We start from the raw sequence: 12717 nt of genomic DNA, 5'->3' as shown, positions 1-12717 counted from the left end.
GAAGTGGATCGGCAACGGCGCCGCCGGCGGCATCACCGTCACCTGGGCCCGCTCCACCGAGGACGGCCAGGTCAAGGGCTTCATCGTCCACCAGGACACCGAGGGCTACACGGCCGAGGTCATCCGCGGCAAGATGTCCCTGCGCGCCATCCACCAGGCCCACATCACCTACGACGACGTGTTCGTTCCGGCCGAGGACGTCATGCCGGAGGCCACCTCCTTCAAGAACACCGCCGCCGTCCTCTTCGCCACCCGCGTGGGCGTGGCCTGGGCCGCCGTCGGCCACGCGGTCGGCTGCTATGAGGCCGCCGTGCAGTATGCGCAGCAGCGTGTGCAGTTCGGCCGCCCGCTTGCCCACTCCCAGGTGGTGCAGGAGCGCCTGGCCCGCATGCTCTCCGAGCTGACCCAGGTGCAGCTGCTCGTGCTGCGGGCCTCCCGACTCGAGGACTCCGGTCGCCTCACCGGCCCGCAGGCCTCGCTGGCCAAGTACTCGGCCACCCGCGCCGCCCGGTCCATCGCCGCGAACGCCCGGGACCTGCTCGGCGGCAACGGCATCCTCGTGCAGAACGAGGTGGGCAAGCACTTCGCGGACATCGAGGCCATCCACACCTATGAGGGCACCGAGACCGTGCAGGCGCTCATCGTCGGCCGCGACATCACCGGCAAGGGGGCGTTCGCCTGAGCCTGGGGGACGGCGCCGGGCCGGTGTGAAGCCGGGGCCGGCCGCCAGTCCTGCTGAGGCCACCCCGACGACGGCACCCGCCCTGCCAGGGCGGGTGCCGTCGTCGGGGTGGGCGGCAGGCGAGGAACGTGCCGGGTCCCCACAAGGAAGCGGCCGCCTCCATGCCGGTTCCGTCCCCGACCGGGGCGTCCGCAGGCCACCATCCTGGACGTATTCTGTCCACACCGTGGACACGGCCTGTTGCGCAGGTCACCGTGTGGCCTAGGTTGGGGCCATGGAGAACACGCCCCGCGACCACACCCACCGGTGGCCGTCCCGCGTCGCCGACCACTCGTCCGCCGAGGACCGCAACGCGATCCGCCGCATCAACGAGCTGGCGTTCGAGACCTCTGCCGAGGCGGACCTCGTGGAGGAGCTCCAGAAGGACGAGGAGGCCTGGCTGCCACAGTTCTCGATGGTCACCATGACCGCCGCGATCCCCGGCACCGACCTGCACTCGGACCCCGTGGCATACGGCCTGCTGTGCCGCGCCCATATCGGGGACGCCGAGACCCTCGCGCTCGCCCCGCACGGTGTGCTGCCGGAGCACCAGAACCAAGGCGCCGGCACCGCGGTAGTGAAGGCGCTGCTCAGGGCCGCGAAGGAGGCCGGCGAGCCTCATGTGGTGGTCTACGGCTACCCCGAGTACTACCCGCGCTTCGGCTTCGAGGATGCCGCCGAGTACGGCGTCACCGCCGCCTTCGCGGACCGCCCGGGGGCCCTCCAGATCCTCGTCCTCGACCAGTCCGTCGAGGTCCCCTCGGGTGAGTTCGCCTACCCCGAGGCGTTCGGCGCGGAGACCCGCGCCCCGCTGAGCTGACGACGGCGGGCGCCCGCGGGGTGGGGTGACACCACGCGGAGCGCCGCCGGCGTCGACCCCCGTGCGCGGCCGTCCTCACCGGAGAGGGCGGCCGCGCGCAACCATGTCCGGGGCGGAACGGGCTGGGCAGGGACGCAGCTGATCCCCTGTGTGCCACGAGTCGGAAAGCCGGCCTCGACGGGCGGAGTTCCGACGCTGCGGACACAGAGAGCGAGCCTTCACGCGAAGCTGGAGCGCCTCGACATGCGGAGTTCCGACGCTGCGGACACAGAGAGCGGACCTTCCCGGCCCCCGCCTCACTTCTTGCCGGCGTAGTACCGGCCGAGGGTCTCGGTCTTGAGCTCCGCGAAGGTGCCGTCTCCGATCGACGCGCGGATGCGGTCCACCAGGGACACGGTGAAGCGCTCGTTGTGGATGGACACCAGAGTGTGGGCGACCATCTCCTTGGCCTTCATGAGGTGGCGGATGTAGGCGCGTGAGTAGTGCGCGCAGGTGTAGCAGTCGCACTCGGGGTCCAGCGGGCCCCAGTCCCGCCGGTACTTGGCGCCGGGCAGGTTGTAGCGGCCGTCGCGGGTGTAGAACGCGCCGGTGCGGGCCACGCGGGTGGGGGAGACGCAGTCGAAGGTGTCCGCGCCGTTCTCCACGGCGGTGAACAGGTCGTCCGGCTCGGAGATGCCCAGCAGGTGCCGCGGCCTGTCCTCCGGCAGAACGGAAGCGCACCAGCCGACGATCGTCCCGAGGTTCTCCTTCTCCAGGGCCCCGCCCACGCCGTAGCCGTCGAACCCGGCCTCCGTGCCGTCCGCGAACTCGGTGGTCATGGCGGACAGGTCGGCGCAGGCCTTGCGGCGCAGGTCCTCGTACTGGGCTCCCTGGATGACGCCGAACAGCGCCTGGTAGGGGCGGTCGGCGCGCTCGGCGGTGAGGCGGGCGTGCTCGTCCAGGCAGCGTTGCGCCCAGCGGCGGGTGCGCTCGAGGGCCTCCTCCTGGTAGCCGCGGGAGTTGTGCAGGGTGGTCAGCTCGTCGAAGGCGAACATGATGTCCGCGCCGAGGTTGTGCTGGATCTGCACGGAGCGCTCCGGGGTGAACCGGTGCCGGTCACCGGTGAGGTGGGACTTGAACCAGACGCCGTCGTCGTCCACGTTGGCCAGGCGCTCCTTTCCCGGGGCGACGGCGTCGTCAGCGCCCTGTCCGTCCGGGGCGGAGGGGCCCTGCATGTCGATGACCTTCTTGAAGCCCGAGCCGAGACTCATCACCTGGAAGCCGCCAGAGTCGGTGAAGGTGGGGCCGCCCCAGTTCATGAACCTGCCGAGCCCGCCGGCCTCGTCGAGCAGCTCGTCGCCGGGCTGCAGGTACAGGTGGTAGGCGTTGGCCAGCAGGGCCTGCGCGCCGAGCTCCTCCATGGACTCCGGCAGCACGGCCTTCACGGTGGCCTGGGTGGCGACCGGGATGAACGCCGGGGTCTGGATCTGCCCGTGCGGGGTGGTGATGACGCCGGTGCGGCCGTGGCCGGGGCCGTCCTCCAGCCGCCCGGTCACCTCGTATCCGAAGTGCGAAGGGTGGGCGGGGGCCGGTGCGGGGGTCTCGGCGTCGTGGTGGGGCATGGGATCCATCGTAGTGAGCCGGCCGCCTCCCGTGGCCCCCGGATCAGGCCTCCAGCGCGTCCATCACCGCGGAGGCCACCACCAGGTCCTGCCAGGGCATGCCGGTCGTCACGACGACGGCAGGCACCCCCGCCTTCCGCCTCGCCCGGCCTGTGGCCAGGTCCGCGAAGGTGACCAGCTCGCGCTCGGCGACGGCGCCGGACTCCATGCCGAGCACCACCTCGCCGGCCTCGCGCAGCGCCGAGTCGCGCGACTCCACGACCACCTGTCCGCGGGCGAGCAGGGCATCGTCCAGCTCACGGGTGTCCGGGGTGTGGGCGCCCATCGCCACCACCACGGCGTCGTCGCGCACCAGGGCGCCGTCGAACAGCGGGGACGTGGAGGCGGTGCAGGTGACCACCACGCCCGCCTCGGCAACAGCCTCCTCGTCGCCGGCCTCCGCGGAGACGCCGAGTTCGTCGGTGATGCGCGCGGCCAGCGCCTGGGCCTTCTCCGCGCTCCGGCCGACCACGGTGATCCGCTCGACCTCCAGGACGTCGCAGAACGTCACCGCGTGCTCCCACGCCTGGACCCCGGTGCCGAACAGGACGAGGTGAGCGGCCGCCGTCGTGGTTCCGGGCGTGTCCGAGGAGCCGGTGGCCGAGGAGCCGGCGGGGACGGCGCCGGCCAGGCGCGCGCCGAGTGCGGACACGGACGAGGTGCGCAGGTTCGTGAGCTCGATGCCGTCCAGGACGGCGCGCGGCGCCTGCTCGGCACCGCCGAAGAGGACGTAGACGCCCTGGATGACCGGCAGGTCCGCGTCCGCGTTCTCCGGGGTGAGCGTGAGCAGCTTCGTGCCGACCTCCTCGCCGCGGGTCGACGGCATCTGCATGAGCATGCCCGTGGCGGTCTCCACCCGGGTGCGCGGAGCGTCGGTCTCCGGGTCGAGTCCTTCGCGCAGGGCGCGTTCGAGGGCCTCGACGGCGACCGTCGGGCTGAGAGCGGAGCGCAGGGCGGGGCCGTGGACATAGGGCAGCTGAGAGGGGGCAGGGGAGGCTGTGCTCGGATCCGTCATGGACTCCACCGTACGGAATCCGCCGCGGGCGTACCGGGTCCGCGGTGGCGGATACTGTGAGGGACATCAGGAGGCCGCCCGTGCAGCGCCGCCTCCCCGCATTCCCGAGAGGACACCGATGAGCCACGAGCACCCCGACGGCGGCCGGCGTCGCCGCCACGGCGAGACGCCGTCCTGGTACCAGGGCGGCGGCGACGAGCAGCAGGAGCCCCGCCCCTGGGAGCAGGAGGGGTACGCGGACGCGGGATATCCGCAGTACGGCCGCGACGGACAGGGCCCCTACGGGCCGGGCTCCTACGGACAGGGACCCCACGGGCAGGGCACCTACGGGCCGGGCGGTCAGGTCGGGCCGTACGGCCAGGTCCCGCCGCCGGGCTACGCCGGGGCGGGGATGCAGCCCTGGGCAGGCGGGATGGCACCGCAGCAGTACACCTCGCCCAAGTCGTTCATCGCCACGTGGCTGCTGTCCCTGTTGCTCGGCATCCTGGGAGTGGACCGGTTCTACCTGGGCAAGATCGGCACCGGGCTGCTGAAGCTGTTCACCTTCGGCGGCCTGGGCATCTGGTACCTGATCGACGTGATCATGACGCTGGCCCACGGCCAGACCGACGGCGTCGGCCGCAAGGTCCGCGGCACGCGCAACGAGCAGGCGGCGGCGGTCATCATCACCGTGGTCCTCTGGGTCATCGGCGGCGCCGTCAACGGCGGAAGCTGACACCGGCCGGCATCAATACAGGCGGCTGACACCGACCGGCGGATTCGCGCGTCCGGCCAGAGGGACAGATCGCCGGCCACGGATCCGCACGCCGCACGGGGGCACGACGAAGGGCCAGGACGTCGTCACGACGTCCTGGCCCTTCGCGCTGAGTACAGGCGATCGGCGCCCGCCCTGGGGGCAGGGCGGGCGCCGACCCGTGATCACCGGCGCCGAGGCGAGGGGAGGCCTCGGCCGGGGATCACTTCACTTCGCCGGGCCCGGGCGGGGCCCGGCGAAGTGAAGGTGAGGTGCGGCTCCGGTGCCGATGCCGCAGTGTCCTGCACCCCGCGGGGCGCAGGACACTGCGGACGGTCAGTCCTGCAGTCGGTAGTCCATGCGCTGCATGATCCGAGCGACGTCACCGCGCTGGATCTCGGTGCGGCTACCGTACGTGCCGTCGGCCTGGCCCATGATGATGCCCTGCTCGTACAGCCACATCACGGCCTTGAAGTGGCTGTTGTGGGTTGGCATGTCCGGGAACACGGCATACGTCGGCGGGACGTAGTCCGGGTCGCCCACGGCACGGAACACGAACGAGGCGAACTCCTGGCGGTTCACCATCTGGTACGGGCGGAAGGTGCCGTTGACGTACCCCGAGGTCACGCCGTTCTCGGCGGCCCAGGTGATGGCGTCGAAGAAGTTGCGGTCCCTGCGCACGTCACGGAACGGAGACGTGGCAGGGGCCTCGTGCTCTGGATCCAGGTAGCGGTACAGGAACGCGACGGACTCGGCACGGCTGATGTCATGGTGCGCGCGGAACGTGTTGTCTGTGTAGCCCTGGGTGATGCCGGCACAGCGCATCCAGGTCACGGCCGAGTAGAACGGCGAGCTCGGAGCGACGTCGGTGAAGTCCTCGACCTCGCAGATGTCCGGATCGGTCGGGTCGACCGGATCCTCCGGATCGGCCGGTTCCTTCTCGCCGTTGTGGATGCGGACCGCGGTGGTGTCCACCACTCGGCCGTTGTAGAGCACGTCCACGAAGCCGTTGTAGGCGGACTCGCCGTCGGTGTTCAGGGTGCCCGTGAAGGTGTGGGTCTGACCGGCGGTCACCGTCGCGGAGGACGGGTCGAAGGCCAGCACACCGGTGTCTTCCTCAGCCGGGAAGGACACGCGCAGGGTGTACGGGATCATTGCGTCGGTGCTGCCCTTGGCGACCACGTAGATCCTGTGCTCCGGGGCGGAGGAGAAGATCGGGCCGTTGTAGACCTCGGCACCGGTGCCACGCGTGGTGGAGCGGGCCACTGGGTAGGACGACCAGGAGCTCATGACGTAGATGTCGAGGTCGGCCTCAACGTCGCCGGCGGTCTCGGCCTCGATGCGCACGTTCGGGTAGCCGCGCGGGTACGCGAAGTCGTGGGCGGTCAGGCGCTCGTCGTGGGCGTCGAACAGGGCCTGCTCAGGTGCCTCGCCGGTGCTCTCGTCCACGCGGACCAGGCCGCGCACGCGGGTCTCGAGGGTACCGTTGACGCCGGAGAGGACCGGCAGGTCCAGGGTCTCGTCGGTGGTGTGGCCCTCGATGAGGTCCGGTGCGTCGGCGACGCCCGGCTGCGCGACGACCGGCATGCGTACGGTCTGGCCGTCCGAGCTGGTCCACACGATGCGGGCGGCGGCCCACTTGCCGGGGGCGGCGGAGCCGGCGGCGACGGTGATCTGTACGTCCTGCGCTTGGGCGTTGGCCACGGTGAAGGAGGCCGGGGACACGGACACGTCCAGGCCGGAGGCGCCCTCGACGCTCGCGGTCCAGGTGCCGCCGCCGTCGACGGCGGTCAGGGTGCGCTTGACCGTCTGGGTGCCGAAGAGTTCACCGATGGCAAGGGACGGGACGTTCAGGTCCGAGGCGTCGATCGGGGTGTCGGAGACCGGGTTGCCGGTGTCTGAGTAGACGACGCCCTGGCCGGCCAGGAAGTCGTACCAGTCGCTGCGGTCTGAGTCGAAGGTCAGGCCCGGGTTCATCATGCGGGTCGGATCCACGAAGCCGGCGCCCTCGGCGAACGGCGAGGTCTCCTCAGCGTGGTCGCCCGCGGTTGTCATCATCGCGGACTTGATCTGCATGGGGCTGAAGTCTGGCCGCCCCTGCTTCACCAGCGCGGCGAGGCCGGCGATGTGCGGGGAGGACATGGAGGTGCCGGAGGAGTAGGCGAAGTCCTCGCCGCCCCGGTTCGGGGAGTACGCGGCGAGCACGTCCACGCCCGGAGCGGAGATGTCCGGCTTCAGCAGATCTGACTCGGCTGCCAGAGACGGGCCGCGCGAGGAGAAGGCGGCGACCAGCGGGGTCTGGGTGGCGGAGCCGGTGTTGGTGCCCAGGATCCTGCCGGTGGCGCCCTCGGAAGAGGCGTAGGCCACCACGGCCTCGCGATCGGAGGACGGCAGGTGAACGGTCGGGATGGCGTGGACGTCCGCATTCAGGCCCTCGGCCTCGGAGACGTTCACCAGCACCATGCCGACGCCGCCGGCGGCCTCGACCACGAAGGACTTCTCGGCGCGGCCGCTCTCGCCGCGGTCACAGACCACGAGCTTGCCCTCGGTCTTGGCGGGGTCCAGGGTGTCCGCGATGCAGAGCGCAGCCTTGGCCGGGTCGGCGCCGGCGGCGACGAGGTCCCGGGCGTACGCCATGGGGGTCTCCTCTTCCAGCGGACGCATGATCGAGGCGCCGATGTAGCGCTCGCCGTCGCCGGTGACGAGGGTCTGCTCGTAGACGGCGTGGGTGGAGGCGGCCACGGTGGTGATCCACGGCGAGGCGTGGGCGGTGGTGGACGCGGTCGGTCCGGAGTTGCCGGAGGAGGCCGCCACGAAGACACCGGCGGAGGCGGCGTTCAAGAAGGCGAGCTCGACCGGGTCCATGATCTCGGTGCGGGAGCCGGAGATGGAGTAGTTGATGACGTCCACGCCGTCGGCCACGGCCGCGTCGATGGCGGCTACGGTGTCGATGGTGGAGCAGCCGCCGGAAGTCAGGCCCTCCCAGCAGGCCTTGTAGGCGGCCACGTGGGCGCCCGGGGCCATGCCGGAGATCTCGCCGCGTTCGATGCCGTCGACCGTGGCGGTCACGCCGTGGTTGCCGGCGGCGGTGGAGGCGGTGTGGGTGCCGTGTCCGCCCGCGTCGTACGGAGAGAGCGACTCGTCGTCCGCCAGGCGGGTGGAACCGAAGCCGTTGACGAAGTACTTCGCGCCGATGAGCTTGTCGTTGCAGCTGTCCGCTGGGAACATCTCCGCGTCGGCGGTCTGGCAGGAGCCCTTCCAGTCGGCGGGCGGGGCCTGGTGGCCAGCGTCGGTGAAGGACGGGCTGTCCGGGATGATGCCGGAGTCGACGATGCCGACCACGACGCCCTTGCCGATCTCGGCCGGGTCGCCGTCAGCGCCGACGAGGCCCTCCCAGACGCCGCCCGGGCCGCGCAGGCCCAGGACGTCCGGGGAGGAGACGGTGTCCAACTGGCGGATCTCGTTCGGCACCACGGCCAGCACGTTCGGGTCGGTGGCGAGTGCGGCCGCCTCGCGGCCGGTGAAGGTGCCGGCGAAGCCGTTGAGCGCTGTGGTGTAGCGGGTGTGGACCTTGCTGGTCGGCAGGCCGGCACGCTGCATGGTGGAGTTCTGGGCCGCGGTCAGGTGCTGGGCGTACTTCTTGGCGGCTGGGCTGGCGGCGTCCAGCTTCTGGGCGGAGCCCGCGGCCGGCTTGGTGGCTGCGAGGCCCGGCAGGCCGCCGGTGTAGGAGGCGACCGGGTCCTGGGCCAGGACGACGATGTATGCGCCGTCCTCGAAGGAGGCGGGCGTGGTGCGCTCGGCGGGGGTGCCGGTCACGTGGTGGACCGCCTGCTCGGTGGCCGAGGGGGCGTTGCCGGGGGCGGCGCCTGCCGCGGTGGCGCCGGACAGGGCGAGCGCGACCGCGGTGGTCACGCCGAGCAGCCTGCGGCGACGTTGCATGGGGTGGGACATGGAATTCCTTCATCGAACGGTGCGAGGCGGCGTCCGGACACCGTGGGGTGACACGGGCGGAGGCGCCGTGACACCCACTTCAGCATGTTGTGACGATCACCACATAGGATTCACGGTGACGCGATGGCGTCATGGCATGCATGCGCCAGACAGGGCGCCGAGCACGAGAGGAACTGAAGACGTGACAGAGCCGCAGGCGCACCACCAGTTGGACGGGCCCGTCCCGGACCTGTCCGCTCTCGGGCTCGAGACGTGGGACGTGGTCGCCTACCGCCGTCTGCTCGCCGAGTCGTCCGTGCCGGTGGAGGAGCACGACGACGGCACTCTCGTCCGCCTGATCGACGCCGGCCTCGTCCGGGTCAGGGAGGGGCGGGTGCATCCGCTCTCGCCGCGCCATCCGCTGCAGGCCGAGGCCGGCCGCCGTCAGCGTGAGGTGGATCGGCTGCGTGCGGCCGCCGAGATGCTGGTCTCCGAGTACCGGGACAGGCCGGGCGCGACCGCAGAGTCCCTGCAGGTGCTCGTGGGGGCGGCCGAAGTCACCCGGGCCGCGGTGGCCCTGGTCGGGGAGGCACAACGGGTGGTGCGGGGCTTGGACCGGGGGCCGTACTTCAGCGCCGGTCCGCTTCCGGAGTCTGCCCAGCACCGTTCGGAGGGGCGCGGTGTGCTCTGGCGTGTGATCTACGAGGGCGAATCCGTGCGCCGTGACGAGACGGGGCGGCCGGACATCGGCGAATCGCCGGGGGAGGAGTCGCGCATGCTTCCGCGGCTGCCGTTCAAGATGATCGTGATCGACGACCTCGCTGCGCTGATCGCCCTGCCGCCGGACGGCATGGCACTCGGACCGGAGACGGATGTGCGGTCCGGCGGCGAGGGGCTGCTGGTGCGGGGCTCGCTGCTGGTGGGCGCGCTGATCCGGCTGTTCGAGCAGCAGTGGAACCTCGCCGTGCCGGTGGGGCAGGGTGCTGCGGAGCTCGACCAGGCCGACCGCCGCCTGCTCGCCCTGCTGTCTGTGGGGCTGACGGACGAGGCGATGGCCCGGCACATCGGGCTGTCCCGCCGCACGGTGCAGCGGCGTCTGGCGGAGCTGTCCAAGTCCGTGGGTGCGGAGAGCCGCTTCCAGCTGGGGGTGGAGGCCTCTCGCCGCGGCTGGGTGTGAGGCGTGGCGCCCCGGCCCGGCCGGGCAGTCATATGAGTGGGTCGGAGGGCGCGAGCCCGGCTCAGCCGTAGATGCGGCGGAAGTTCGCCAGGATCCGCGGGGGCAACGGGGCCTGCTGGGCGCGGATGCGCGCGAACACGTCCTCGGCCTCGTGGGGCTCCATGTAGCCGTGGTGCGCGTAGATCCTCAGGCGCTCGAGCAGCCCGTCCTGGTCCAGTTCAGGGTGGAACTGGGTGGCGTACTGGTGCCGGCCCAGGCGGAACATCTGAATGGGGCACCTCTGCCCGGTCGCCAGGACCACGGCGCCCTCCGGGGGGACGGTCAGGCCCTCCTTGTGGCCTACGTAGGCGAAGAACTGCTCCGGCAGGCCCTCGAGCAGCGGGTCGGCGGCGCCTGCCTCGGTCAGGGTGACGGTGACGGGGCCGGGCTTCTCCCCGTAGGCGGTGTCCACCGTGCCGCCGGCGTGCCTGCCGAGCGTGCCGACCCCGTAGCAGCAGCCCAGGAACGGGACCTCGTCACGGCGCAGCACCTCGAGCATCCGGACCAGCTCCGTCTCCACACGGTGCTGCAGCTCGGACTTGGACTCCTCCGGGTCCGAGGTGGTGAAGGGGCTGCCGGAGAGGATCACCCCTGCGTGCTCGGCGAGCAGGGACTCCCAGTCCACGGGCTGCTCGGGGTGCACGGTGACGTGCTCCTCGAGGCGGAACGCGGTGAGGGTGTCCTCCGTGTAGCCGCCGAGACGGCGGACGGAAGCGGCCTCGGCCGCGGAGGCGTCGTCTTCGGGCCGTGTCTGGATCAGCAGGAACGGCCGTGCCGCAGGAGGAAACACCCCCACAGACTACTGGGGGCGTGGGCGCAGCACGTGCTCGCCGCTGTCCTTCCCACTCACTGAGAAGAGGTCAGCTTCCGGTGTCCCTGTCCGAGGTGAATTCGCTGCCCGACCTGGTCCACAGCGGGCCGGCCGACTTGTGATGCCTACTGGTGAGGACACACCCTCATCGCTCCTGAAAAGCGCGAGCCAGAGGGCATGTCCTCACCACTTCGTGAATACGGGGAGCCGTCCGTCGCCCGTCGTGAGCCGTCAGCGGTCAGCCGCCACTCCGGTCAGCCGCCCTTCCCGACGACGGCCGGTCCGGTCCTCGCGCCGGGTCGCCTCCCAGCTCGTGCCCGAGCTGACGGCCCAGGTCCTCGAGCAGCTCAGCCGCCCGGGAGATGCTGTCCTCGTCCGAGGCGGCGCGCTCGCGGAGAGTGAGGACGCGGTCGATGCCGGCCGCGGTGAGGCCCTCTGAGCGAAGCTCGGCCCGCCCGGCGACGGCCAGGACGGTGCGCAAGCGGTGCTGCGTGGGCTCGGAGCCCGAGACCGACGACCCCTTCCTCTGTGGCGAGGCGCACTGTGCCCAGACCGAGCGGGCGCGAGCCGCGGCGACGGCGGGGGCCTTGCCCTGCAGGGACTGTGCGTCCAGGGACCCCTCGCCCACGATCACCACGTCCGCCTCGGCCGCGGCGGCGTCGAAGTCGGCCATGCCCAGGAGGACCTCGGCGCCGGAGCGGGTCTGAGCACCGAGCAGCATCAGGGCGAACCCCGTGCCGCCGGCGGCCCCTGCGCCGGCGGATGCGGTCGGGTCGCCGGAGACGTCGGTGGTGCCCGCCTTGCCGGTGACGGTGGGGACCGGGCTAGGGCCGGAGCGCATCGGGCCAGGGCTGGAGCGCACCGGGCCAGGGCCGGAGGGTTCGGAGCCGGCGAGGGCGTCGCGCCGGGGGCCGCGGCGTGGGTCCGTGCCGGCGTCGCGCAGGAGCACGGCGGCGGCGTGGGCGAGGTCCTCGTCGAGCCGTCCGAGAGAGTCCTCGGGCGCTCCCTTCTGGGCGGCGAAGACGTGCGCGGCGCCGTCGGGGCCGGTGAGGGGCGCGGTCACGTCGGAGGCGATGGTCAGGGTGACCCCCGCGAGCGCGGCACGGGCACCCGAGATGTCGGCGGAGACGAGCGAGTGCAGAGCCGCCGATCCCTCGGGAAGGGGGCGGCCGCCGTCGTCCCTCAGGTCTGCGCCGAGGGCGGCGAGCATCCCGAGGCCCAGGTCCGTGGAGGCGCTGCCGCCGATGCCGACCACCACCTCGCGGGCGCCGTCGGCGACTGCCGCGGCGATGGCCTCGCCGAGGCCACGGGTGCTCGCGCGGGCATGGGTCTCAGGGCCGGGCGCGTCCACGTGCACCAGGCCGCAGCACTCGGCGAGCTCGACCACGGCCACGCCGTCCCGCCGGGCGATGCGCACGGTACGGGGCTCGCCGAGCGGCCCGGCAACCTCCACCGCGAGCGGGACGAAGCCGGCGGCGAGGGCGGCGTCCACGGTGCCGTCGCCGCCGTCGGCCACGGGCACGGTGAGCACGCGCAGGCCGGTGCCGGAGGAGAACGGAGCCTCGGATGCGCCCGGGGCCTCGGCCGCCCGGGCGGCCTGCGTTCCGCGGGCTGCACTGTCGACCCCGCGGGCAGCCTCCGCCCCGCGGGCTGCACTGTCGAGCCCCCGGGCGGCACCGTTGAGCCCCCGGGCGAGCGCGGCGCAGGCGTCGGCGGCGGTGAGGGAGCCCTTGAACTTGTCCAGGGCGAGCAGCACGGTCCTCATGTGGCGCATCCTGCCAGGACCGTTCGCCAACTGGTGAGGACTCACCCACTCGGCTCGCCAACTGGT

At 72.1% G+C, this 12717-nt stretch carries 9 protein-coding genes; 4 read left to right on the top strand and 5 right to left on the bottom strand.

Going from position 1 to position 12717, the window contains the following annotated elements; translation table 11 throughout:
• The coding region (locus HMPREF2863_RS03900; RefSeq protein WP_256388807.1) for an acyl-CoA dehydrogenase family protein at nucleotides 1–682 on the top strand (682 nt) is incomplete at its 5' end.
• A gap of 274 nt (nucleotides 683–956) precedes the next feature.
• On the top strand, nucleotides 957–1541 hold the full coding sequence (locus HMPREF2863_RS03895) for a GNAT family N-acetyltransferase (protein WP_070638090.1): 585 nt from the start codon (nucleotides 957–959) through the stop codon (nucleotides 1539–1541).
• A 296-nt stretch (nucleotides 1542–1837) separates the two neighbouring features.
• Here HMPREF2863_RS03895 and tgt read toward each other — a convergent pair whose 3' ends face one another.
• Together tgt and HMPREF2863_RS03885 are read right to left on the bottom strand one after the other, a co-directional pair.
• Nucleotides 1838–3142 (bottom strand): tRNA guanosine(34) transglycosylase Tgt, encoded by a 1305-nt coding sequence (gene tgt, locus HMPREF2863_RS03890; protein WP_070638087.1) that lies wholly within the window; start codon nucleotides 3140–3142, stop codon nucleotides 1838–1840.
• Between the two features lie 43 nt (nucleotides 3143–3185).
• On the bottom strand, nucleotides 3186–4196 hold the full coding sequence (locus HMPREF2863_RS03885; protein ID WP_070638084.1) for an ornithine cyclodeaminase family protein: 1011 nt from the start codon (nucleotides 4194–4196) through the stop codon (nucleotides 3186–3188).
• A 118-nt stretch (nucleotides 4197–4314) separates the two neighbouring features.
• Here HMPREF2863_RS03885 and HMPREF2863_RS12280 point away from each other — a divergent pair, with 118 nt between their 5' ends.
• Complete coding sequence (locus HMPREF2863_RS12280; protein ID WP_245232158.1) at nucleotides 4315–4911, top strand: TM2 domain-containing protein; 597 nt, start codon at nucleotides 4315–4317, stop codon at nucleotides 4909–4911.
• 354 nt (nucleotides 4912–5265) lie between these two features.
• On the opposite strand, the gene HMPREF2863_RS03875 is transcribed toward HMPREF2863_RS12280, so the two are convergent.
• On the bottom strand, nucleotides 5266–8880 hold the full coding sequence (locus HMPREF2863_RS03875) for a S8 family serine peptidase (RefSeq protein ID WP_070638081.1): 3615 nt from the start codon (nucleotides 8878–8880) through the stop codon (nucleotides 5266–5268).
• A gap of 181 nt (nucleotides 8881–9061) precedes the next feature.
• Between HMPREF2863_RS03875 and HMPREF2863_RS03870 the strand changes: the two genes are divergently transcribed.
• Nucleotides 9062–10036, top strand: coding sequence for a helix-turn-helix transcriptional regulator (locus HMPREF2863_RS03870; protein WP_245232157.1), 975 nt, complete (start codon nucleotides 9062–9064; stop codon nucleotides 10034–10036).
• Nucleotides 10037–10097: 61 nt separating this feature from the next.
• Here HMPREF2863_RS03870 and HMPREF2863_RS03865 read toward each other — a convergent pair whose 3' ends face one another.
• Together HMPREF2863_RS03865 and HMPREF2863_RS03860 are read right to left on the bottom strand one after the other, a co-directional pair.
• Nucleotides 10098–10865 (bottom strand): glutamine amidotransferase, encoded by a 768-nt coding sequence (locus HMPREF2863_RS03865; RefSeq protein WP_070638078.1) that lies wholly within the window; start codon nucleotides 10863–10865, stop codon nucleotides 10098–10100.
• A 259-nt stretch (nucleotides 10866–11124) separates the two neighbouring features.
• Nucleotides 11125–12651: a glycerate kinase family protein gene (locus HMPREF2863_RS03860; protein WP_070638075.1), complete on the bottom strand. Its 1527-nt coding sequence runs from the start codon at nucleotides 12649–12651 to the stop codon at nucleotides 11125–11127.
• Nucleotides 12652–12717: the final 66 nt, after the last annotated feature.

The sequence above is a fragment of the Micrococcus sp. HMSC067E09 genome, assembly GCF_001812555.1.
GTDB classification, from domain to species: domain Bacteria; phylum Actinomycetota; class Actinomycetes; order Actinomycetales; family Micrococcaceae; genus Micrococcus; species Micrococcus lylae.
Note: the sequence above shows the minus strand (reverse complement) of the source record. Positions and strands in the feature narration are given on the sequence as shown.

Excerpts from the sequence above, each read along its gene's own strand:
- HMPREF2863_RS03895 (WP_070638090.1), top strand. The coding sequence starts at position 957 with ATGGAGAACACGCCCCGCGACCACACCCACCGGTGGCCGTCCCGCGTC.
- tgt (WP_070638087.1), bottom strand. The coding sequence starts at position 3,142 with ATGCCCCACCACGACGCCGAGACCCCCGCACCGGCCCCCGCCCACCCT.
- HMPREF2863_RS03885 (WP_070638084.1), bottom strand. The coding sequence starts at position 4,196 with ATGACGGATCCGAGCACAGCCTCCCCTGCCCCCTCTCAGCTGCCCTAT.
- HMPREF2863_RS12280 (WP_245232158.1), top strand. The coding sequence starts at position 4,315 with ATGAGCCACGAGCACCCCGACGGCGGCCGGCGTCGCCGCCACGGCGAG.
- HMPREF2863_RS03875 (WP_070638081.1), bottom strand. The coding sequence starts at position 8,880 with ATGTCCCACCCCATGCAACGTCGCCGCAGGCTGCTCGGCGTGACCACC.
- HMPREF2863_RS03860 (WP_070638075.1), bottom strand. The coding sequence starts at position 12,651 with ATGAGGACCGTGCTGCTCGCCCTGGACAAGTTCAAGGGCTCCCTCACC.